The 22,648-nt window shown below is 65.9% G+C and carries 22 protein-coding genes and 1 tRNA gene; 14 read left to right on the top strand and 9 right to left on the bottom strand.

Going from position 1 to position 22,648, the window contains the following annotated elements; all coding sequences use genetic code 11:
• Positions 1-19: 19 nt before the first annotated feature.
• From ASG29_RS13310 to yaaA, 4 genes are all read right to left on the bottom strand, one after another.
• Positions 20-376, bottom strand: a complete 357-nt coding sequence (locus ASG29_RS13310) for a DUF952 domain-containing protein (RefSeq protein ID WP_055984750.1) — start codon at positions 374-376, stop codon at positions 20-22.
• On the bottom strand, positions 373-3,168 hold the full coding sequence (gene gyrA / locus ASG29_RS13305; protein ID WP_055984747.1) for a DNA gyrase subunit A: 2,796 nt from the start codon (positions 3,166-3,168) through the stop codon (positions 373-375). The genes ASG29_RS13310 and gyrA overlap by 4 nt, the downstream gene beginning before the upstream one ends.
• Before the next feature lie 214 nt (positions 3,169-3,382).
• Complete coding sequence (locus ASG29_RS13300) at positions 3,383-4,039, bottom strand: SDR family NAD(P)-dependent oxidoreductase (protein ID WP_055984746.1); 657 nt, start codon at positions 4,037-4,039, stop codon at positions 3,383-3,385.
• A complete protein-coding gene (yaaA, locus tag ASG29_RS13295; protein ID WP_055984743.1) occupies positions 4,036-4,776 on the bottom strand; it encodes a peroxide stress protein YaaA in 741 nt (246 codons plus the stop codon). The genes ASG29_RS13300 and yaaA overlap by 4 nt, the downstream gene beginning before the upstream one ends.
• 182 nt (positions 4,777-4,958) lie before the next feature.
• On the opposite strand from yaaA, the gene ASG29_RS13290 reads away from it, so the two are divergent.
• Positions 4,959-6,236 (top strand): hypothetical protein, encoded by a 1,278-nt coding sequence (locus ASG29_RS13290; RefSeq protein ID WP_055984740.1) that lies wholly within the window; start codon positions 4,959-4,961, stop codon positions 6,234-6,236.
• Between the two features lie 62 nt (positions 6,237-6,298).
• On the opposite strand, the gene ASG29_RS13285 is transcribed toward ASG29_RS13290, so the two are convergent.
• Complete coding sequence (locus tag ASG29_RS13285; RefSeq protein ID WP_055984737.1) at positions 6,299-6,760, bottom strand: Lrp/AsnC family transcriptional regulator; 462 nt, start codon at positions 6,758-6,760, stop codon at positions 6,299-6,301.
• 187 nt (positions 6,761-6,947) lie between these two features.
• Between ASG29_RS13285 and ASG29_RS13280 the strand changes: the two genes are divergently transcribed.
• The gene (locus ASG29_RS13280) at positions 6,948-8,660 is read left to right on the top strand and encodes a sensor histidine kinase (RefSeq protein WP_055984734.1); all 1,713 of its coding nucleotides are present in this window, start codon (positions 6,948-6,950) and stop codon (positions 8,658-8,660) included.
• The gene (locus ASG29_RS13275; protein ID WP_235532910.1) at positions 8,657-9,757 is read left to right on the top strand and encodes a WalW protein; all 1,101 of its coding nucleotides are present in this window, start codon (positions 8,657-8,659) and stop codon (positions 9,755-9,757) included. Before ASG29_RS13280 ends, ASG29_RS13275 begins: the two co-directional genes overlap by 4 nt.
• Here the strand turns inward: ASG29_RS13275 and ASG29_RS13270 are convergent.
• Together ASG29_RS13270 and ASG29_RS13265 are read right to left on the bottom strand one after the other, a co-directional pair.
• Positions 9,669-10,961 carry an Hsp70 family protein gene (locus ASG29_RS13270; RefSeq protein WP_055984732.1) on the bottom strand — a complete coding sequence of 431 codons (1,293 nt, stop codon included), beginning with the start codon at positions 10,959-10,961 and terminating at the stop codon, positions 9,669-9,671. The two genes, ASG29_RS13275 and ASG29_RS13270, sit on opposite strands and share 89 nt — an antisense overlap.
• A 26-nt stretch (positions 10,962-10,987) precedes the next feature.
• Positions 10,988-11,060: transfer RNA gene (locus ASG29_RS13265), tRNA-Ile, on the bottom strand.
• Between the two features lie 199 nt (positions 11,061-11,259).
• On the opposite strand from ASG29_RS13265, the gene ASG29_RS13260 reads away from it, so the two are divergent.
• The 11 genes from ASG29_RS13260 (at position 11,260) to ASG29_RS13220 (ending at position 21,792) form a co-directional block, all read left to right on the top strand.
• Positions 11,260-12,978: a tyrosine-type recombinase/integrase gene (locus tag ASG29_RS13260; protein WP_235532909.1), complete on the top strand. Its 1,719-nt coding sequence runs from the start codon at positions 11,260-11,262 to the stop codon at positions 12,976-12,978.
• A gap of 124 nt (positions 12,979-13,102) precedes the next feature.
• Positions 13,103-14,047, top strand: coding sequence for a hypothetical protein (locus ASG29_RS16815; RefSeq protein ID WP_156458010.1), 945 nt, complete (start codon positions 13,103-13,105; stop codon positions 14,045-14,047).
• Between the two features lie 580 nt (positions 14,048-14,627).
• Positions 14,628-16,310 carry a terminase large subunit domain-containing protein gene (locus ASG29_RS13255; protein ID WP_055984726.1) on the top strand — a complete coding sequence of 561 codons (1,683 nt, stop codon included), beginning with the start codon at positions 14,628-14,630 and terminating at the stop codon, positions 16,308-16,310.
• A gap of 74 nt (positions 16,311-16,384) precedes the next feature.
• Entirely contained in the window at positions 16,385-17,674 is a 1,290-nt protein-coding gene (locus ASG29_RS13250; RefSeq protein ID WP_200932461.1) for a hypothetical protein, read from the top strand.
• 8 nt (positions 17,675-17,682) lie between these two features.
• Complete coding sequence (locus ASG29_RS13245) at positions 17,683-17,988, top strand: hypothetical protein (protein WP_055984725.1); 306 nt, start codon at positions 17,683-17,685, stop codon at positions 17,986-17,988.
• Positions 17,989-18,012: 24 nt separating this feature from the next.
• Positions 18,013-18,912 (top strand): major capsid protein, encoded by a 900-nt coding sequence (locus ASG29_RS13240; RefSeq protein ID WP_055984723.1) that lies wholly within the window; start codon positions 18,013-18,015, stop codon positions 18,910-18,912.
• 206 nt (positions 18,913-19,118) lie between these two features.
• A complete protein-coding gene (locus ASG29_RS13235) occupies positions 19,119-19,493 on the top strand; it encodes a hypothetical protein (protein WP_055984720.1) in 375 nt (124 codons plus the stop codon).
• Entirely contained in the window at positions 19,490-20,008 is a 519-nt protein-coding gene (locus ASG29_RS16810) for a DnaT-like ssDNA-binding protein (protein ID WP_156458009.1), read from the top strand. Before ASG29_RS13235 ends, ASG29_RS16810 begins: the two co-directional genes overlap by 4 nt.
• A complete protein-coding gene (locus tag ASG29_RS13230; RefSeq protein ID WP_055984717.1) occupies positions 20,005-20,988 on the top strand; it encodes a hypothetical protein in 984 nt (327 codons plus the stop codon). The genes ASG29_RS16810 and ASG29_RS13230 overlap by 4 nt, the downstream gene beginning before the upstream one ends.
• The gene (locus ASG29_RS17605) at positions 20,985-21,422 is read left to right on the top strand and encodes a LacI family DNA-binding transcriptional regulator (protein ID WP_156458008.1); all 438 of its coding nucleotides are present in this window, start codon (positions 20,985-20,987) and stop codon (positions 21,420-21,422) included. The genes ASG29_RS13230 and ASG29_RS17605 overlap by 4 nt, the downstream gene beginning before the upstream one ends.
• The gene (locus ASG29_RS13220) at positions 21,412-21,792 is read left to right on the top strand and encodes a hypothetical protein (RefSeq protein WP_055984712.1); all 381 of its coding nucleotides are present in this window, start codon (positions 21,412-21,414) and stop codon (positions 21,790-21,792) included. The genes ASG29_RS17605 and ASG29_RS13220 overlap by 11 nt, the downstream gene beginning before the upstream one ends.
• Before the next feature lie 3 nt (positions 21,793-21,795).
• Here ASG29_RS13220 and ASG29_RS16805 read toward each other — a convergent pair whose 3' ends face one another.
• Entirely contained in the window at positions 21,796-22,185 is a 390-nt protein-coding gene (locus ASG29_RS16805; protein ID WP_156458007.1) for a hypothetical protein, read from the bottom strand.
• Positions 22,182-22,397, bottom strand: a complete 216-nt coding sequence (locus ASG29_RS16800; RefSeq protein ID WP_156458006.1) for a hypothetical protein — start codon at positions 22,395-22,397, stop codon at positions 22,182-22,184. The genes ASG29_RS16805 and ASG29_RS16800 overlap by 4 nt, the downstream gene beginning before the upstream one ends.
• Between the last annotated feature and the right edge of the window lie 251 nt (positions 22,398-22,648).

The raw sequence follows: 22,648 nt of genomic DNA, 5'->3' as shown, positions 1-22,648 counted from the left end.
CACTCCCCGGCGCATCGCCTCAGCCTGCGACCGGCAGCTTCACCGCGCCGTCGCCGTCGCGTTCCAGCGGCCCGTAGGCGACGACCGTGTCCAGCAGCAGCACGTCGTACAGGTGCGGAAAGGACTGCCCGCCGCGCGCCTCCTCCCACCGCACCGTGTCCGCGGCATAGGCGGACAGGTCCACCGCCGCGACGTGCAGGTCGTCCTGCCCCGCGAAATGGCGCGCCACCGTGTCGGTCAGCTGGGCCGCGGTCGACAGATGGATATATCCGTCGGCAAGGTCGACCGGCGCGCCCCCGAAGCGCCCGTCCCGCTCCAGCGTCGACAGCTGCTCGGCGGTCAGGACCTTGTACGCGGTCTGCGGCCGGTCGCTCACGCCTCGTCGTCCCGGCTCTCGTCGGTCGTGTCCGGGCCGGTGCCGTCGTCGACGGTCAGGCCCGGTTCCGCGTCGGTCGCGGGCGCGTCCGCGGTCTCGTCGGCGATCAGCGCCTCCGCGTCGTTCTCCGGCGCCTCCTCCTCGTCGATCTTCGCCGCGGACACGACATGCTCGTCGTCCGCGACGCGGAAGATCGTGATGCCCTGCGTGTTGCGCCCCGCCACGCGGATGCTGCCCACCGTGGTGCGGATCAGCTTCGCCTGGTCGGTGACCAGCATCAATTGCTCGCCGTTGTGCGCGGGGAAACTGGCGACGACCGGTCCGTTGCGGTCCGACGTCACGATGTTCGTGATCCCCTGCCCGCCGCGATTGGTGCGACGATATTCGTAGGCGGAGGTGCGCTTGCCGTATCCGTTGGCGGTGACGGTCAGGATGAATTCCTCCGCCGCCTCGAATTCCGCCATCCGTTCGGACGACAGCGTCATCTCGCGCTCGCCCTCCTTCCACGGTGCAGCCTTCAGATACGCCTCACGCTCTGCCGGGCTGGCGTCGAACGCGCGCAGGACCGACAGCGAGATGATCTCGTCCCCGTCGGCCAGTCGCGCGCCGCGCACGCCGGTCGAATCGCGGCTCTGGAATTCGCGGACGTCCGTGGCGGCGAAGCGGATCGCGCGGCCCGCGCGCGTCGCCAGCAGGACGTCGTCCGCCTCGGTCAGCAACGACACGCCGATCAGGCGATCGTCGGATTCCTCCTCGAACCGCATCGCGATCTTGCCCGACTGGCGGATGTTCGCGAACGCATCCATGCTGTTGCGGCGGACCGAACCCCGGGCGGTGGCGAACATGACGTGCAGGTCCGCCCACTTCGCCTCGTCCTCGGGCAGCGGCAGGACGGTGGAGATCGTCTCCCCCGCCGCCAGCGGCAGCAGGTTTATCATCGGCCGCCCGCGCGTCGCGGGGCCGCCCTCGGGCAGGCGCCACACCTTCAGGCGATAGACCTTGCCCGCGGTGGAGAAGAACAGGACCGGCGTGTGGGTGGAGGTGACGAACAGGCTGGTGATCGCATCCTCGTCCTTCGTCGACATGCCCGACCGGCCCTTGCCGCCGCGCTTCTGCGCGCGGAACGTGTCGAGCGGGGTGCGCTTGATATAGCCTTCCATGGTCACGGTCACGACCATGTCCTCGCGCTCGATCAGGTCCTCGTCGTCGATCCCGTCGGCGGCGGCGGCGATCTCGGTCCGGCGCGGCGTCGCGAACTGCGCGCGCACGTCGGTGAACTCCTGCCGCATCACGGCGTACAGCTTCACCCGGTCGGACAGGATCGCCAGCAGCTCCGCGATCGAATCGGCCAGATTCTTCAGCTCGCCGCCGATCTCGTCGCGGCCCAGCGCGGTCAGGCGATGCAGCCGCAGGTCCAGGATCGCGCGGACCTGGATTTCGGTCAGGCGATAGCTGTCGCCCTCCACGTCCACGTCCAGCGCCTCGACCAGCCGCAGATACGACGCGATCTCCGCGATCGGCCATTCGCGCGCCAGCAACTTGCCCCGCGCCTCCGCCGGGCTGGACGACCCGCGGATGATCTTCACCACCTCGTCCAGGTTGGTGACCGCGATGACCAGGCCCAGCAGGATATGGGCGCGCTCGCGGGCCTTGTTCAACTCGAACTTGCTGCGCCGGGTGATGACCTGTTCGCGGAACGTCACGAACGCCGCGATGATGTCGCGCAGGTTCAGCGTTTCCGGCCGGCCGCCGCGGATCGCCAGCATGTTGGCGGGAAACGATCCCTGCGCGGGCGTGTGCCGCCACAATTGGTTCAGCACGACGTCGGGGGTCGCGTCGCGCTTCAGCTCGATGACGACGCGCACGCCCTGCCGGTTCGATTCGTCGCGGACGTCCGCGATGCCCTCGATCCTCTTGTCCTTCGCCGTTTCCGCGATCTTCTCCACCAGCGCGTTCTTGCCCTGCTGGTACGGGATTTCGGTCAGGACGATCGACTGGCGGTCGCCCCTGCCGGTCTCGATCGTGTGACGGCTGCGCACGATGATCGATCCGCGCCCGGTCTCGTACGCCGATCGCGCACCGGCACGGCCCAGGATGATCGCGCCGGTCGGGAAGTCCGGACCGGGCACGATCTCCATCAATTCCTCGGTCGTGATCTCCTCGCCCCCCGCGACCTTGCGGTCCAGGTAGGCGAGGCACGCGTCGACCACTTCGCCCAGGTTATGCGGCGGGATGTTGGTCGCCATGCCGACCGCGATGCCGCCCGCGCCGTTGACCAGCAGGTTGGGGAAGCGCGCGGGCAGGACCTGCGGCTCGCTTTCGGATCCGTCGTAGTTCGGCTGGAAATCGACCGTATCCTTGTCGAGGTCCTCCAGCAGAAAGTTCGACGCCTTCGCCAGCCGCGCTTCGGTGTACCGCATCGCGGCGGGGGGATCGGGGTCCATGGAACCGAAGTTCCCCTGGCCGTCGATCAGCGGCAGCCGCATCGACCAGTCCTGCGTCATCCGCGCCAGCGCGTCGTAGATCGCGGTATCGCCGTGCGGGTGATATTTACCGATCACGTCGCCGACGATGCGCGCCGACTTGCGATATGGGCGGTTGTAGACGAACCCGCTTTCGCTGGCGCTGAACAGGATGCGGCGATGCACCGGCTTCAACCCGTCGCGCACGTCGGGCAGCGCGCGTGCGACGATCACGCTCATGGCGTAGTCGAGGTAGCTCGCCTTCATCTCGTCCACGATGGAGATGGGGGAGATGTCGGACGGGTCGGCGAGGACGGTCTCGTCGGTCAAGGATGCTCTTTCGCGTTACGGATTCGTTGCGGTGCCGGTGTAGGCGGGCACGACCGCAAAGTCACGCACACGCGATACACGGGCGCGCACGCCGCGTCGCTGTCCTACATCGCTCCATCGGGGTAGAACGGCCGCCGTCGTCCCGATCGCGGGGATCGGCGGCGACACGCGACGGGGGGGCGACCATGCGACCTTATGTGACCTTTCGCGGCGGCTACGGGGCGACCTCGCTGCCGTCCCACGCGAACAATTTCCCGCTGTCCGCGGGCTTCAACGCGTCGATCACGTCCAGCAGCTGGACCGCCGCCCGCCCCGGCTGGAACAGGTCGCGGCCCGATTGCCGGAACGGCGACGACAATCTGGTGTCGACCGTGCCGGGGTGGAGGCCGACGACGATCCCGCGCTCGTTGCGGCGGCGATCCTCGATCGCCAGCGTGCGGACCAGCTGGTTCAGCGCCGCCTTCGCCGCGCGATAGCCGTACCAGCCGCCGAGGCGGTTGTCGGTGATGCTGCCGACCCGCGCCGACAGGACCGCGAGGACGCTGCGCTGTCCCCTGGGCATCGTCGGCAGGAAATGCTTGGCGACCAGCGCGGGACCGATCGCGTTGACCGCATATTGGCGCGCCAGCCAGACCGGATCGAGGTCGCGGATCGACTTTTCCGGTCCGTGCCCGTCCTCGTGCAGCAGGCCGGTGGCGACGAACACCAGCGCGGGCGATCCCACCCGCGCCGCGGCGGCGGCGATGCTGGCCTCGTCGGTCAGTTCCACGTCGGCGCGGGTCAGGCGGTGGACGGTCTCGCCCTCGTCCGCCAGCGCATCCGCCAGCGCGGCCCCGATCCCGCCGCCCGCGCCGATGACGACCGCGGTCATGCCGCGCGCCGGAAGGACCAGCGGTCCCCCTCGCTGGCATCGGCGTCGAAGGCGTATCCGGCGCTGTCGAACCCGCGCATCGCGTCGACGTCGGTGACGTGGTGCTCGATCATCCATCGCGCCATGATGCCGCGCGCCTTCTTGGCGTGAAAACTGACGAAGCGGCCGTCGGCCTCGCGGAAATCGACCGCGACGACGCGGACCCGGTCGGGCAGCCGCCCGTCGACCGCGGCCCAATATTCGTTGCTGGCAAGGTTCAGCACCGTGTCCGATCCGTCGAGGTCCGCGACCAGCGCCTTCGCGATCCGGTCGCCCCACCAGTCGGTCAGCTTCTTGCGCCGCGGTGCCCAGCGCGTGCCCATCTCCAGCCGGTACGGCCGCATCGCGTCGAGCGGCCGGAGCAGGCCGTACAGTCCCGACAGCAGCCGCAGATGATCCTGCGCGAACCGCACCGCCGCCTCGTCCAGCGTCGCGGGCTCCAGCCCGGTGTAGACATCGCCTGCGAACGTGTAGAGCGCGGGGCGCGCGTCGGCGGCGTCGAAATCGCGGAACCGGTCCGCGTTCAGCTTCGCCAGCGCGGGGGAGATGTGCATCAGCTCGCCCAGCTTCTTCTGCGTCAGGTGCGACGCCGCCTTCGCCAGCGTCGCGGCCTCGTCCGCGAAGCGCGGGGTCGTGGCGCGGAAGGGGGGCGGGGTGGTCAGGTCCAGCGTCTTGGCGGGGGAGAGGAGGGCGATCATCGCCTGCCGCTATCGGTCGCGCGGCCGTGCGACAACCCGCATGTCCGGAACAACGCACGTTCAAACGCGGTTCAGCGCGGGGAGGGCACGGATACGCCCGCTTCCTTGAACCCGCACCGGACGCCCCGTACAGGGGGTGGCACGGGCGGATCAGACGCCCACGCATTCGGAGAGACGTGTCGATGAAGAGGATTTCCAACGCCATCCTGGCCGCCGCCCTGACGGCCGGCGTCGCGCCGCTGGCGCTGATGCCCGCCGCCGCCGCGGCGCAGAAGAAGGAAAAGGAGCAGAAGGCTCCCACGTTCAAGCTGTCGAAGGATTTCCGCGAGCTCGCGACGAAGGCCCAGGCCGCCGTCACCGCCAAGGACGTCGCGACCGCGGAGCCGCTGGTCGCGCAGATGGAGGCGTCCGCCGCGACCGACGACGAGAAGTATATCGCCGCCTCGACCCGCCTGAACGTCGAGGTGACGAAGTCGCAGGCCAGCAACAACACCGCCGGGCTGAAGGGTCCGCTGGTCGCGCTGATGGCGCTGCAACGCACTCCGCAGGAGGACAAGGCGAAATACGCCTATCAGCTGGGCATCATGGCCAACAACGCGAAGGATTTCGCGGGCGCGACGACCTATTTCCAGCAGGCGCAGCAGCTGGGCTACAACGATCCCAACCTGCCGTTGCAGCTGGTGAAGCTGAAGCTGGCGTCGGGCGACACCGCGGGCGGCACCGCCGATCTCGCGAAGCTGATGGACGCCCAAGTCGCCGCCGGACAGAAGCCCGACGAACAGCTGTATCGCTACGCGATCTCGTCCACGAACCAGAAGAAGATGGGCGCGGAAACGCTGTCGTGGATCCGTCGCTACCTTACCGCCTATCCGACGGCGAAGAACTGGCGCGACATGGTCGTCTTCTACGGCATCCAGCCGCAGGCGGTGGTGAAGCTGGACAAGCAGCAGGCGGTCGACCTGTATCGCCTTCTGCGCACCGGAAAGGCGCTGGCGGACCAGTACGACTATGAGCTGTACGCCCAATATACGCTGGACCAGGGTATCCCGTGGGAGGCCAAGGCCGTCCTGACGGAGGGCAAGGCCGCGGGCAAGGTGCCGGCGGGCAGCGCGAACGCCACCGGCCTGCTGAGCGCGGCGAACACGTCGATCGGCAACGAAGGCTCGCTCGCCTCGCTTGAAACGCGGGCGAAGGCGTCGGCGAACGGGAAGCTCGCGAACGGCACCGGCGATGCGTACCTCGGCAGCGGGAACTGGGCCAAGGCGGTCGAGCTGTACCGTGTTGCGCTGGCGAAGGGCGGGGTGGACGCCGATGCGATGAACACGCGCATCGGGATCGCGCTCGCCAATTCGGGCGACAAGGCCGGGGCGAAGGCGGCGTTCGAGACCGTCAAGACTCCGCCGCGCGACGGCGTCGCCGCGCTGTGGCTCACCTTCCTGGACGCCCCGCCGGTCGGCTGATCGCGGGCGTTGCCGGACACGCGCGCCCGGTCCCGGCATCCTGCCGGGGCCGGGCGTTCGCGTCAGGGGATCGGTACGCCCGGCAGCGTCTTGGCGGTGCGGATCGTCAGCGACGACTTGACGCTCGCGACGTTGGGCGCGGGCGTCAGGTGCGTCGTCAGGATGCGCTGGAAGCTTTCCAGGTCGGCGGCGACGATTTTCAGGATGAAGTCGATCTCCCCGTTCAGCATGAAGCATTCGCGCACCTCGGGGATGGACCCCACATGCTCCTCGAACGCCGACAGATCGTGTTCCGCCTGGCTCTTCAGGCTGACCATCGCGAAGACGGTGATCGGAAACCCCAGCTTCGCCGCGTCGCATTCGGCATGATATCCGCGAATCACGCCCGCCTGCTCCAGCGCGCGTACCCGCCGCAGGCACGGCGGCGCCGTCAGGCCGACCCGTTCAGCCAGCTCGACATTCGTCATTCGCCCGTCCTGCTGAAGCAGGGCCAGGATCTCTCGGTCGATCCGGTCCAGTGTCATCACGCCTTTTCCCGGCTACGCGCACGATCGCGATAGCTTCGCAAACCGTCGCTACAGGAAAATTGCGCGTGCTGGCAATTGTGCCATGCTGCGACAGGTGCCATTTCGCCGTGGTATCGCTCTCGGACGCCAGCCCCTATGTCCCTTCCCAGGCGATCCCGTCGGGTCGTCGTTGGAGTGACGATCGGTGCGCGTAAGGTTCGACGACAGTCTGAAGACCGTGCTTGCCGCCGACACGTCGACCGCCTTCGGCGCGCGCGCCGCCTATCGGCAGCTGGTCGATCTTGCCGCCCGCCACCGCATCGATCCGGATGCCGCTTTGTTCGACCGGCTGGCGACGCTGCGCACGAGCGTCCCGGCCGAGACGCGCGCGGCGGTCGCGCGCGGGATGGCGTTGGCGGACCCGCCCGCCGCGCTGGTCGCGTTCCTGGCCGACGACGGTCCGGACGTCGCCGCCGCGGTCCTGCGTGCGGTAAGGCTGGATCCGGAAGGATGGGAGCAGGTCATTCCCCGCGTCGGCCCGCACGGCCGCAGCGTCCTCCGGCGTCGCGGCGACCTGCCGCCGACCGCCCTGCGGGCGCTCGACGCGTTCGGCAGCACCGATTTCGCACTGCCCGACGCCCGGGTCGCGGCCCCGGCCGACGCCCCCGCCGCACCGCTGTACGTGCCCGCATCGGTGGACGACTTCGCCGCGATCGGCGTGCTGGCCGCGGCCGTGATGCCGCGGATCGATGCGACGCGGTTAACCAACGACGACGACACCGGCGGCGCGCGGTTCGAGATCGCCGAACTGGTCGATCGCATCGCCGCCTTCCAGCGCGATCGCGCCGTACCGGCCGCCGCGCCGGTCGCGGACACGCGGGTCGCCTCGTTCCGCTTCGAAACCGATGCCGCGGGCATCATCCGCTGGATCGACAGCGCCCCGCGCGGCGCGGTCGTCGGTCTGTCGCTCGATCACGCCGCGTCGGTCGCACCGTCGGTCGACGGCGTGGCGGCGGGCGCGTTCCGCAAGCGCGCATCCTTCGCCGACGCGCGGCTCGTCGTCGCGGGCGAATCGCCGTTGTCGGGCGACTGGCGCATCTCCGGCGTGCCGCTGTTCGATCATGCGCGCGGCCATTTCACCGGCTATCGCGGCAGCGCGCGGCGACCGTTCGTCGAGGAGGACGCCGCGCGTCGCCGCCCGCGCGCGCCGACGCGCGAGATCGACGGCCTGCGTCGCCTGGTGCACGAACTGCGCACGCCCGCGAACGCCATTTCGGGTTTCTCGGAGCTGATCGAGCAGCAATTGCTCGGCCCGGTCGCGTCGGTCTACCGCGAACGGGCGGCGGATATCCATCGCCGGACCGACAGTTTGATGGACGCGATCGACGATCTGGAAACCGCCGCGCGGATCGAGGGGGGGATGCTCGACCTGCGGCAGGAACGCGTGGCGGTCGCCCCCTTGCTGGACCGCGTCGCCGCCGACCTCGCGCCGCTTTCCGCGCGTCGCGGCGCGTCGTTCGACGTGGGGGGCGGCAACGACCTTTCCTGGGCGGCTGACGCACCCGCGGTCGAGCGACTGGTGTCGCGCCTGCTCGCCAGCGTCCTGTCGACCGCGGCGGCGGGGGAAGCGCTGGCGGTTCGTGCCGCGGCGGGGACGGGGGACACGATCCATCTGTCGATCTCCCGCCCTGCCGCACTGCGCGACCGCATGTCGTCCGAACTGATGGCGATGGACGACGAACGCCTCGACGGCGACGAGGGCGCGCCCCTGCTCGGCGTCGGGTTCGCGTTGCGTCTGGCGCGTCATCTGGCGACCGAGCTGGGCGGCAGGCTGGGTTTCGAGCGCGATCGCTTGACACTGACGCTGCCCGCGGGTTCCACCGTCGCCATGGGACAGGCCTCCACCAGCAAGCCGTGACCGCCGAACCGCCGGTCACGCTTCACCGCATGCGCTTCGCCATGCCCGCGTCCGCGCGGATCGACTGGCCGGCGTCGTTCGGGCGTCGTTTCCTGGTCACCGTCGATGTCGAGGAGGAGTTCGACTGGCGGCAGCCCTTCTCCCGTTCGGCGCGCGGCGTGACCGCCGTGGCCTCGCTTCCCGCGATGCACGGCCGCTTGACCGCTGCCGGGGTGGCGCCCCTGTACCTGGTCGATCATCCCGTCGCCACGGACCCGCGCGCCGCCGCGACCGTCGCCGCACTGGCGGGGCAGGGGACGGAGATCGGGGCGCAATTGCACCCATGGGTCAATCCGCCGCACGCCGAACGCCCGGGGGTGGCCGCGTCGTTCGCGGGAAACCTGCCGCCGGAACTGGAGGCGGCGAAGCTGGATGCGCTGGTGCAGGCGATCGAGCATGGCATGGGCGTCCGCCCGCGGGCGTACCGGGCGGGGCGCTATGGCCTGGGGCCTTCGACCTTCGATCTGTTGGCCGGGCGCGGTTTCCGCGTCGATACCTCGATGCGCGCGCGGCATGATTATCGGCCCGCGGGTGGCCCGGACTATGGCGCGATCGCCGGGGACGCCTTCCGGATCGACGATCGCCTGACGGAACTGCCGCTCAGCACGATCGATACCGGCCGCTGGCGCCGCTTCGGTCGGGGGCTGCATCCCCTGGCCGGACGGATTCCGTGGGGACGCGGCCTTCTCGCGCGTGGCGGGCTGCTGTCGCGCGTACCACTGACGCCGGAGGGGGTCGACGCGGCGGAGGCGGCGTACGCGGTGGCGACGGCGGACCTGCGCCTGCTGGTCCTGTCGTTCCATTCGCCGTCGCTGGTACCGGGGCACACCCCCTATGTCCGCGACGCGGCGGACCTGGCGCGCTTCCACCGCTGGTGGGACGTCGTCTTCGACGCCCTTGCGCGCGCGGGCTACGCCCCTGCGTCGGTGACCGAAGTGATCGCCGCCGCCGACGCGTGCCGCGCCCCGGTCACGCTTCCCATTGCGCCAGATCCGGTTCGCGCCCGACCAGCGCCAGGCCATGTGCGATCGAGGTCAGTTCCTCCCCCGTCGCGATGACCTCTGCGCCGAAGCGTCGGACGAACAATTGCCGGATACTCGGCGTCAGCGACGTGCCCCCGGTCAGGAATACACGATCGATCGCACCCGCCGCGATCTGCGCGGTGTCGAGCGCGCGCTCTACCGCTGCCTCGATACGCGCAAGGTCGGGCGCGATCCACGCCTCGAACGCTGCACGTTCCACCTCCACCTCGATGTCCACCCCGCCGCCCTCGAAACGGAAGACGCCCTTGTCCGCGACCGACAATTGGCGCTTCAGTTTCCCTACCGCGTCGTACAGGGCATAGCCCTGCTCCTCCTCCACGATCGCGATCATCCGCGCGATCGCATCCGGATCGCTTGCGCTGCGGCGAAGGCGCTCCAGTTCCGCCAGCGTCCTGGGATTGCGCATCAACGCTAGTCGCGACCAATCCGCCACGTCGCCGAAATAGCCGCGCGGAATGTCCAGCACCTTGTCGAACGACCGATACGTGCCGCCCAGGCCCAGCAGCGGCAGCAGCAGGTGATCGATGATCCGGCGGTCGAACCGGTCGCCCGCGATGCCGACACCCGCATGGCCGATCGGGACGCAGCGCCGCGCGGCACCCGGCGCGGCGATCCGCACGACCGAAAAATCGCTGGTCCCGCCGCCGAAGTCCGCCACCAGGACGGTCGCGGGTTCCGCAAGCCGGGTGGCGTAGCTGTAGGCCGCGGCAAGCGGTTCGTACACATAATGGATCGACGTCGCCGCGCCGGCGAACATCGCGTCGTACCTGGCACGGGCCAGCGCCGGATCCGGGCGATGGCCGGCATATTCGACGGGCCGCCCGACAATCAACCGCGCGGGGGCGGGATCGAACGCGCCCTGCGCGGCGGTGCGCAGATGGCGCAGGAACCGCGCGCCAAGCTCCTCGAACGACCAGCGTCGGCCGAAGATCGTGGCATGGTTGAACGACGCCGTCGCCGCGACCGACTTGAACGACTGGATGAAGCGGCACCCCTGCGGGAAGGCCAGATACTCCTCCACCGCCCACGGCCCCGCCGCAGACGCGACGCCCTGCGCCTCCTCCCAGAAGCACAAGGCGGAGCGGAACACCGGGTCCTGCCCGTCGGGCGACATCAGCGGCACGAGCGCGACATCCGTGTCGCCCGTCGCCCGCGCGGCGACCGTGTTCGTGGTGCCGAAATCGAGGCCGATGACATTTGGGGGCGATGCGTCGGTCATGGGCCGCCTGAAACGGAGAAGCACGGTGGGCCCGGCAGGACTCGAACCCGCAACCTAGCCGTTATGAGCGGCCAGCTCTAACCGTTGAGCTACAGGCCCTCCGTGCCACGGCGCCGTAGCGGACGCGACCGATGGCTGGCAAGCGGCGGAAATGGTCGGGGAGACAGGATTCGAATCGAGGACCAATCTTGACATAGGAATTACCGCGAGTCGCGGTTTTCTGCGGGTTTCGGACTCCACTTGCTACAGCAGACGTGCTACGACTTGCTACAGCACTCGCACGGAGAAGTCGGCTTCTATGTCCCTCGCTACCTACCTAGTCCAGCGCGGCAAGAGCGGCACCTGGCAGCTTCGCGTGCCGGTTCCGCGCGCGCTTCATGCTCCTGGCAAGCCCAGGGAACGCATCAAATCCATGGGCACGACCGATCGCCGGATCGCATCGGACCGTGCGTTAAGGGTTCTAGACGAATGGAAGCGCGAATGGGCATCGGCGCGCGGGGAGGGGTTCGATATGCTGCCCGAAGCGTCGTCGGCACGCCGACAGCCAACCGAAGCGGAGCTAGAGGCGCTGGCAGTAGAGTTCGGACACGACGAGGCCTTGGCGCAAAGCGATTTGCGTCGTCAGCAACCCGGCGGCTGGCGTCGGCATATGCACCGCACGGAGGCGGCGCTTGATGCCTTCATGCCGCTGGCAGCGACCAGCGACCACTCGCTTGTCGAGGGTATGGCTTCTGAAATCATTGACGGCATGGGGCTGGACCTTGAACCCGGCACCCCGGCGTACCGCCAGTTTCTCGCCGACCTGAACGCTGCGCGCCTGGCGGCGCTGAAAACCGGCCACGCCCGCGCGCGCGGCGACCTGGAAGCATGCACCGAAAGCCCGCTCGTTGCCCGCGTGCGCCAGCGAGAGCGTGATAAGGCCAAGCCCGGTGAGACGTTGCTAGAGCTGTTTGACCGCTACGCCGACGTGCGGAAGGCAGAGGAAGGGAAGCGTGACGACACGCTCGCCCAAGACCGCAAGGTGATCGAGCAATTCGCGGAGTTCGTGGGCGTCGATCGCGCCGTGGCGTCGATCAAGCCCGAGCACGTCCGTGACTATCGCGACACGATGCGCCAGCTACCGCCGAAGTGGCGCGACCGCGCCGATATGCGGGGTCTGACGATGCGGGAAGCCGCGGAGAAGGCCCGCGCCGCGGACATGCCCCGCATAGCCCTCACGACCATAAACAAGCACCTGTCGACGGTATCGCCGCTGTTCGCATGGCTGATCGAAGAGCGATGGGACCTTACGAACCCCTGCACCGGCTTGTTCTTCAAGCGCGTGAAGGGGAAGAACCCGCGGCCCCCATTCGGCACCGAGCGCCTCAATCAGGTGCTCGCATCGCCCTTGTTCACGGGGTTCGAGGCAGACGGGAAGGAGCACCGCCCTGGCACCGTCATGGCGACCGACTGGCGGCGCTGGATACCCATGCTGTGTCTTTTCACGGGCATGAGGGTAGGGGAGGCTGCGCAGCTCCGCGCCGACGACATATCGCGCCACAAGAGCGGGGCTTGGATGATCGACATCATGCACGCGCCGGATCGTGGACAGACGACGAAGGCGGGACAATCGCGTGCCGCGGTGGCGCATGCCAAGTTGGTCGAAATGGGGTTCATCGACTTCGTGAAGGCCCGCCGTGCTCATGGTGCCGATAGCCGCCTGTTCCCGGAGTTGCTCGCGAACGAACGCGATCAGCTAGGCGCGATGCCTTCGGTGTTCTGGCGCGACTACCTGACCCGGATCGGCGTCAAGTCGGGTGCGGATGGCCTGGGGGCGCATAGCTTCCGGCACGAGCTGGCGGACCGACTGCGCGCGGAGGTTGGGTTGGTTGACGACCAGATCGCCGTCGCCCTGGGGCACGATCAGAAGTCGACCACCGGGGGTTATGGCGCTGTGCGGCAGGGCACCGTGCAGTTCCTGGCGCCGGTGATGCGGCGGGTGCGGTTTGATGGGGTGGTGTTCCCGGCGGTGGGTTAACTGACCCCGTTCAAAAACCGTCGTTGCAAATTAGCGGATAGTCGTCTATTCTATGTGACAGAAAAAGCCCGCCGGCATGAACCGGCGGGCAGGTGCACAAGGAATAAACCAATGAATCGCTTCAATGATCGCCAGTAATGTAGCCTATATCGCTCTGGATGGCAAGCATGTTCTTCGTGTCCAGAGGTATCGGAACCGCCGAGATAAGCTCAAGATAGCCGATGTAGTTATCGATGCGGACGGCAACATAAGTCATCCGCCTATCAAGAACCTCGATTGCTTTGCAAGTCCTATCGAGTTCACTCGGGGCCTCTCGGACAAGCGCGACACATACAAGGGGAAAGAGGGTCCGCCCCGATGGTGCGATGGATGCCCTTCCCGAGTAGCTTGTGGGAAGTTCGCGGAGCACCGCGTCGAGAGCGACGCGGAAATCCTAGCCAAGCGCGCTGCTTGGGAGGACGCGACGCAAGCCTTGGCCGGTGTGGCTCGTTATGAACACAGAACCTTCACCGAGTTCGCAACCGCCTGCAACGAGCGCGCTTGGGTATCTGACAACGCCGACGCACTGTCGTCGGCGCGCGCCGCGGAGGCGAAGCGGAAACGCCAAGATCGCGACGCGAAGACGCGGAAGGCGAAACGGGCAAAGACCGTTGCCGCGTCGTCGCTAACGGCGTTTGATGACGAGCGCGAGCGGCGACACGCCGCGCTCGTGAAGGCGGTGGCAACCCCCGGCGCGCCGACATGGTTGCGGAACCTCCCCAGCGGCACCGTCACTCTGACATGCGACGTGTGGCAGGTCCTGACTGCGATCGAGCACCGCCACGGTGGGGAGGTCACCGGCGGTGACGTAACCCGCGCTATGATTGCGCTGGGCCGCGATCAGGGGAAGCCAGAGACATCGCTTCGTGTGCGGGTCAATGAAGCCATCACCCGCATTGGAAAACTTGAGATCGAGCCTGACGGCGCGCCGGTATGGGGCGACTTCGGGCGCGACGTAGACACAAATCCACCCCGTTCAATCGGACGATTTTTGAACGGGGTGATTTCGGAGGTTTTTGAAGAGGCTTGAGCTGCACAGGAACGTAAAACTGCCGTTTTCCACCCCGTACAGATGCACGTCGTCTCAAATTACATCATATTTCTGACGACATGTATGTGTACTCGCATCGAGCGAAGCGAGAAGAATCAAGCCGTAGCGTAGCGAAGGCGCAGATCATCGTCCCACCGCAGGTGGGGCGATCATCGTCTTAGGGCGATTGGTACGTTTACCCTCCCTTCGGTCGGGTAATAAGCTTCGCTGTCACTCCGTGACAGCTCGCTTTGATTCTTGTCATTCGAGAAGCGCACCCATTCGGCGGGTATGAAGTTTTTCGTTCCCTTCCTGTTCTGATCCTGGTATAGTCATGCTGTCATGTAGATCATGACGTTCCGGGGTGTTTCCCACTTGCGGCGTTCGAGGCGATCACGAAAGCGCCGTCATCTTGATTGCACCGGGCCACTAGCCGCTCCGCGGCGCTAGGCACCTCGAACTACCCGGACCGCGTGCGGTCCACGCCCAGGACGGGCCGCTCAAGTCGAGCGTCGTTAGACTGATCCCGCGACCACGCGGTGTTCCATCAGCTCCCGACCTCCCCGATTTGAGATCATCCGTGTCCACCGCCTACACCACGTCCAATCTTGCCGCGTCGATCGCATCGTGGCGCCAAGGGTCCGCCGGGTTCTTCCGGTTTCTGGACGAAGTGCAGCCGCGTGTCCGGTCCAGCACCGGCGGGTTCACCCCCTTCGTTCCTGGCCCCCGTGAAGCCGCGGAGATCGCGAAGGCCCTGGATGGCAGCGACGTGTCCGTCGCGGTGTTCTGCTGGCCCAGGCGGCACGGGAAGTCCGTCACGTCGGCGATGGTGATCGTGTGGCGGTTTCTGACCCGCGCGACCGAAAACGTTGCGGTTGTCGCCAACAGCGAAAAGCAAGTGGTCGACACGGCGTTCCGGTCGATCCGCGAGGCCTTCGAGCAAACCCCGTTGCTCAAGCGGCTGGTCGCGGCGGGGACAATCAATGTGCTGGGCGATCGTATCGAGTTCCCGACCGCCGGGTCCACGATCCAAGCGTTCAGCGCCAATCCCGCTGCCCTCTGGGGCAAGAAGCTGTCGACAGCGCAAGTCTCGGAGCTTCATGCCGCGCCCCGCGGTGATGAGGTGTTCGCGGCGCTTGCCGGCTCGCTGCTGGACACCGCCGGCTCGCTGATGCTGATCGACAGCACCGTCTCGCCGAAATCCAACAAGCTCTACGAGCTGTATCAGGCCGCGACCCATCCGACCGACCCCGACACGTCGATCGCGTTCAGCCACATATCCTACGCCGACCTGGACGACGCATGCCACAACGCGCCGCCCTGGATCAGCGAAAAGAAGCTGCGCTCGCTCGCGCGCCAGATGCTCCCGCACGACTTCGCGCTGTACCACCTCAACCGCTGGGGTGACGCGACCAGCGCCTTGTTCCCCGCCGACGTGCTGGCGGCATGCACGCACGAGTATCCCCTGGACGTGAAGGCCCTAGCCGCCGGGTCCGCATACATCGTCGGCGGTGGCCTGGACCGCGCTTTCGGTGGATCGAAGCATGGCGACCGCACCGTCACCGCATGCGTCGCAAAGATCGTGATCGATGACGAAGAGCACCTGTACGTCCTGGACGCCGACAGCGTGTTCCTGGGGCGCCTGGGCGGCATCAAGAGCCGCCTGGATGGATACCACCGCGGATACGGCATGACCCGTGCCACCCTGGAATCGTACGGTGCCCAGGACGTCGCTGATTGGGCCGCGACGCAGCCGTTCAGCTCCGGCGTAGAGGTAATCCACCCCTCGCGGCGGACGAAGTATCAGGCCTTCATGGGCTTGTGGCAGGCCGCGGCGGAACAGCGCCTTCACGTCCACCCGGCCTTCAAAGATTTGCTTTCGGAGCTGGCGGTGTTCGAGGTCCACTCGGACGGGAAGGCAACCGATGGCGAAGCCGCCATCCCGAAGTTCACGCACCCCCGCGGCGCGCATGACGACTTCGTGCATGCTGTCGCCTGGGCCGCGCACTCGCTGCGCCACGTATCCCTGAACCCCTACGAACTCGACGGCATCCACTGCAACGGACGCGGACCATCGGTCGCGGCGTGCGTGCTGAATGGCGGGGGGCACGTCCCCCTTTGCGCCCGCGAATGTCGATCGATGCGCGAGGCGTCACGGCTTTTCGATGCCTATCGCGACCGCAAGCCGGTCCAGCCGTTGGCGTTTGAAGTGTTCGCGACAACAAGAATGAAAAATATTGGCGCACACACCGTCCCACGATGAAAAACATCGTGACTTACATCGATTTTTGATTTATACTGCTACAGTATTTTCGGCTTTAAGGCTTACTGATCCAAGTGCTGTTTTCATCTGACACTGTCCGTATAGCCACCGCGTCGAAGGATCGCAAGGATATTTGCGCGCGTCGACTTCGGTACTATTGGGACGAGCAGTCACAGGACACGCTCAAGCTCATTGCCCGCCGGTGGTCGCGCCCCGAGCAGTTCCGCGTATTCAGCATCAACATGGTTCGCGCGATTACGAACCGCCGCGCCAATACCTATCGCATCCAGCCCCGCCGGGTATTCACGGGCGTCGACCAAGCAACGATGGACGCGCTCTATCGGTCGATCAACGCCGACGCGGTGCTCAAGAAGGCTTCGCGATATACGAAGTTATGCAAAACCGCGGTCTTGCAGGTGGGCTTCAACGAAGCCGCTGGCGTGCCAACGCTGAACGTCATCACCCCGAACGTACTGGACGTGCTCTACAGCGACCCCGAGCACCCCGAGCGTGTTATCATCACGCACGGCGCCACCCGCGCGGAAGACGTGACTTTCAGCGACTGGACTGCAACGGGCTACCGCCGCCTTAACTACCGCGGCGCGCCCCGCCGGATCGACGGCAACCCTGGCAACGCCAACCCTTACGGCGTCCTCCCCTTCGTCCCGTTGTTCGATCGGCTTCCCGACGACCAGTTCTTCCTCCCCGGTGGCGATGACCTCATCGAAGCCCAGGACGCCGTGAACGTCGCGCTCGCGAACCTGTGGCGCTCGGTGGAAAGCCAAGCCCACGGGCAAGCCTGGGCATCCGGTATCAGCGCCAACGAGATCCTACAGTTCGGCCCCGATCGCGCGATTGCGCTACCCCAGGGCGGCACCTTCGGCTTCGCTTCTCCCAATTCGCCGATCGCATCGATCCTGTCGGCGATCGAGTTCGTAATGCGCCAGACAGCGGCCACTCACGGCGTGGGCAGCGACGTCTTCGACCTGTCCAAGGTAGCCGAGTCCGGTAGCGCGAAGCACGCGGGCCGCATCGAGCTTCGGGAAGAACGCCTGGACGACATCGCGCAATGGCGCATCGGCGAAGCCCGCTTGTTCGCTGTGCTCAAGGCGGTTGTGAACACGCACCGCCCCGGCACCATCCCCGACGATGCCACGATCGCGGTCGACTTCGCCGAATTGATGGACAGCCTGACCGAATCCGAACAGCTCGCCAACAGCCGCGAGAAAATCGACTTGGGCCTTTGGTCCCCCGCCGACGCGCTGATGGCGATCAATCCCGATGGCTACCCCGATCGCACCGCCGCGATGCGCGAACTTCAATCCCGCCGCGACGAGTCCGCCGCACTCGCGCTGCCCCTGTAGGAGCTAACATGGAAAACGAGACCCCCACGCCTGACCCCGCCGTCGCGGAGCTTGCCGCACTCAAGGCCCAGCTCGCGGCCACCGCGGCCACCGTGCTTGCCGGCGTCCCGGAAGCTCTTCGCGGGCTGATCCCCGCCAGCATGTCGCCCGCGGAACAGCTCGCGTGGTTCGACACCGCGAAGGCCACCGGCGTTTTCGACGCCAAGCCCGTCGTACCTGCGACCGACAGCGGCAAGCCTTCCATCACACCGACCACCCCCGATCCGTCGTCCCTGCCTGTCTTTGCTCGCATGGCCGGCGGATACCGCAAATAACAATACAAGAGAGGATACCTTCAAGTGCTAACGATCACCGAATGGGCGAAGCTGAACCCCGATCAGCTCACGTCCGGTATTGTCGAGATTTTCGCTACCGAGAACCCTGTGCTCGCTGCGATGCCGTTCATCAACATCGCCGGCAATGCATTCACCTACAACCGTGAGACATCGCTTCCCGGTGTTGCCTTCCGCGGCTTCAACGAGGGCTACGTGGAAAGCACCGGCGTTGTGAACCCGCTCACCGAGACGCTTACCATCTTGGGAGGCGATAGCGATTTCGACGTTGCCCAGATTGCGATGCAGACCGGCGACAACGATACTCGCGCAATTCACGACGCACTCAAGGCGAAGGCGGCGGCGCTGACGTGGTGCCGCACTTTCTTCGACGGCAACACTTCCACGAACCCCAAGGAGTTCGACGGACTCAACCGCCGGCTGACCGGGGAACAGGTTCTGTCCGCCGGTGCCAACGGAAACGTGCTGACGCTGGAAATGCTGGACGAGCTGGTCGACGCGGTGCGCGGCACGCCCACGCTGTTGCTCATGAACAAGACCATCCGCCGGCGCGCTCGCCAGCTCGCCCGATCGGTCAATGCCCTCACGATCTCCACGGACCAGCTCGGCCGCGAACTGGACGGCTATGCCGGCGTTCCGTTCGGCATCGTGGAGGAAGACGAGACGGGCGCGGAAATCTTGGCCTTCGATGAAGCCCAGGGCACGGCGAACGCGACGGCCAGCATCTATGCGGTCCGTTTCGGCGCGGACACGATGCACGGAATCCAGACGAAGCCGATCGAAGCGCGCGACCTGGGCGAGGTGGACGACAAGCCCGCGCTTCGGACGCGCACCGAATGGTACTCGGGCTACGTCATCAAGCATCCCAAGGCCGCGGCCCGCCTCAAGGGCGTGAAGGCGGCGTAAGCTCCCCGACGGGCAATAGAAGCCACCCACATATTCGATGCGCTGGAAAGGATGCCCGCCGCGCGCATCGGAGTGGATGGGGCCGGGTGGCAACACCCGGCGCGGGATCATTCGGACAGTGCCCGTGCAGCAAAACCCCGAAAGCCACCGGCGCCCACTCTCCTGAAATGGGGCGCGCGGGTGGCAACCTCTTTTAAAGGTGCCCCATGCTCGCTGACCTCTTGCCGCTCATGACCGATACCGTGCGCCACTGGCGCGATCCGGTCCGCGACATCTTTGGGCGCGAAACCATTGTGGCACCTAGCGAGAATTGGAGCGGTAACGGCTTGTCCTTCTCACCGGGCCGCGGCACAGTCACCCTTCACCGCGCCCGCGTGACCTACAGCCCAGGCAAGACGCTTGGCGCCGCATCCAACGAGGCCATCGCCAACGCCACCGCGACCGTGTGGCTGATCGACCACCCCCACCCAATCATCATCGGCGATACATTCGAGCTGCCCGACGCAACCGCCCTCAAGGTGGTCCGCCTGGAGCGCCGAAACCTCCCCGGTGGCGTGCTCCATAAGGTATCCCTGACGTGACCTACGACGACCTGAACGACGAAGAACCAATCGAGGAAGGCCCGCCGCCCGCCTGGACAATCAGCGCCGGCCTGAACTCGTATGTCAGCCACCCCGCGGCGGATGCGTTCGCGTCGACCCGCTTGTTCGCGGACCCATGGCATCGCGCCAACGAAGGCGATCAAAGCAAGGCACTTATCACCGCGACGGCGCTGCTAGACCGCATGCGTTGGCAGGGGCGATCCGTAGCCCCGACGCAGGCACTGGCATGGCCGCGTGTGCCCGATCGCTGTCCCCATGGTTATCCGCTTACCGTCGCGACCCCACCAGCGATCGAAGCCGCGGCTGTAGAGCTTGCTATCCACCTACTTGCGCAAGGGCAGCTCCCCGGCGCCCCCGTGATGCAGCGGATGCTGGGCGACTCGATGACCATGTATTTCCCGACGATCACGGATGAGCTGCCCAAGCACGTCCGTCGACTGATCGAACCGCATCTGCGCGCATCGTCCGCCAACGTCGCGGAGGTCCAGCTGTGATCGATCCTATCGACCAACTCACCGATCAGCAGGAAGCGGACATCGAAGCTGCCCTGAACGCCGCGATCGATGATGCCATCGCCAGTCTGGACATCATGCTACTCGCCGCAATGTTGGGCCACGCCGACGACGATGGCGCGGACGCCCGCGACCATTACCGCGAACAGCTTGCTACCTTCATCGGCACCGACGAACTGGACCACAGCGGACTCGCCGATGCCCTGGACGCCACAGCCATGGCAATCGGCCTTGCGTCGTTCTTCGCCGCAATCACGGCATTGGCAGCGGCGCACGTCCGTCATGTCGCCAACACAAACGCCGCAGACGCCACCACAGCCCGCGACAGCGCCGTTCGCTCATTCCGCGCCGCCTACCTCCACGAAAGCGCCAACGCTCTACGGGAGACGTTTCAGCGCATGCTGGTAGCCCCAGGAAGCCCCGACAGCCGCGCGGCCCAGATACGTCGCATCACCGGCCTTTCGAGCAATCAGGCCCGTTCCCTTCACGTCGTGCGCGAAGCCCTGGTCGCGCATGCCGCGGACCCCCGCGCCGACGCCAACGCCATCCTGGCACCGACCCGCGGCAACATCACCGCTGCCCAGCGCCAGATGCTCACGAAGGCCATCCGCATCGGAACGACGCCAGCCCAGGCGGAAGCGATCCTGGACAAGCACGCGCGTGCCCTTCGCAACGCCCGCACCAAGGCAGTCGCCGGGAACGCCGCGCACAGCATCGCGGAAGCTGCCAAGCTCACGGGGTGGCAGATCGCCCAGCGGTTTGGCGCGCTACCCGCCGATCAGCGCCGGTACTGGCGGACCGCCGGGGACGAGCGCGTGCGCCTCGCGCATGCCCAGGTGCCCGCAATGAACCGCGACGGTGTGCCCCTAAACCAGCCGTTCGCAACCCCCCTGGGGCCGTGCTTCACGCCGCCCCTGGAAGCCGGTTGTCGGTGCAAGGCGGTACTGAGGCGGGCGGCATGAGCTACGCCCTGGACCAGTCCGCAACCGTTTCCCGCGCGATCAGCCCCGAACAACGCCTATTCCTTGGCGTCGTCGCCAACGCGGCGATAGAGGCGGCTGGCGGGCGCCGCATCGGGGATACGCATCGCACTATCCAGCAATCCGCCCGCGCATGGTTCGCGAACGGTGGTGACGACTTCGCCATGGTATGCACGCTCGCTGGCCTGGAACCGCGGACCACCCGCGACTGTGTGCTGGCGTATGTCGATCATGTCCAAAATAACCCCTGCACCGTCACTATGGCGGACGTCGCGAAGCATGCCGGTGTGTCGGGGATAACGGTAGCGCGGGCGCTCAAGGGCACTGGGCGTATCGCACCCGCTACCACGGCCCGCGTGATCCAAGCTGCCCAGGCGATCGGGTATTCCATGGGAGGAACAGCCAGTGTCCATTGAACCCCCGGCGTTCGATCTGGTCGTGGCAGGCCGCAAGGTGGACGGGCGCACCATGGAGGCGCGTCGCTTCCGATCGATCGGAACGGACCTCACGGAGCAGCTAGGCCGCAACCCCACGGCATCGGAACGCCTATTGCTGATGAATGCAGCGACGATCGCGATGCTTTGCGAGCAGGCTACCGCGGACCTCTTGGATGGCAAGCCGGTGGATCAGGAGAACCACCGCCGGAACGTCGCGATGCTGGGGCAGCTGCTAATCAAGCTGGGTATGGCCCAAAAATCGCGGGATATGACGAAGCGGGATTCCGTGGGCAGGGACGACTTTGGGGCGGCGCTACTAGATGTCACAACAAAGAATATTGGCGACTGATTATCAGAACGGATCTTCGATTTCATCAAGATACGTTAAAATCTGATCAAGCGCCTTATCTGCGCCGATCGACTTTCGGTAAGCCATTTCGTATAAAGCGTCCATCAAAAAGAAATAAGAATCAAAATTCAATGTTCCCGGCTTTGCCGAGGGCGATGAAATATATTCATCATTAAACTCATCGACAACATGACCGGCGGGTCCGTAGACAACAACGCTATACAAATCTTCAAAATTGTCGTTGACACCCTTTTTTAAATCTACGAACAGATCTGCAATCTTAGAAGATACAATTTTCTGTTCTTCGTCCCATTTCCAATTTATTAAATCGGACTTGGTACGAATGTAAAGTTTCTCTACTAACGTACGGTACTTTCGGATCGTATCACTCACTGTATCGCACCTCTCTGCAAATGCAGGCTTATCTGTCCAGCTAACTCATCATGTTGACGAATCATCGATATTGTCTTGGCAGTATCGACTTGGACAGTACCTTTAACAAGCCCTTCTTCGATACGCTCACAAAGGCGGGTAACATATTTGCTTGCGGCGACTACCTCTTCGCCCATCTCGTCGGTAAGCTGCTGAATGGCAGCGACGGTCATTATGGAGCGCCGAAAAGTTTCGTAACTATCTGCAACGTCGGCCCAGGCAGTATTCCGAAGGTGGCGTCTTGCCGCATCCAAGGCCGTCATAGCTCGGGACGTTTCCTGCGCTGCGTCGTAGGTAGCAATAGCTAGCTGTATGCGAGCAATTTCTTTGCTGGCGGCTTCGGCAGCATTCTCTGTCCTTTTTAGCTGAACCCACGTGATCCTGAAACCACCGACAGTGAGAACAAGTCCTAGCGCGCCAAACC

The organism is Sphingomonas sp. Leaf412, assembly GCF_001425405.1.
Lineage (GTDB): Bacteria > Pseudomonadota > Alphaproteobacteria > Sphingomonadales > Sphingomonadaceae > Sphingomonas.
This window is presented reverse-complemented; position numbering and strand designations above follow the sequence as displayed.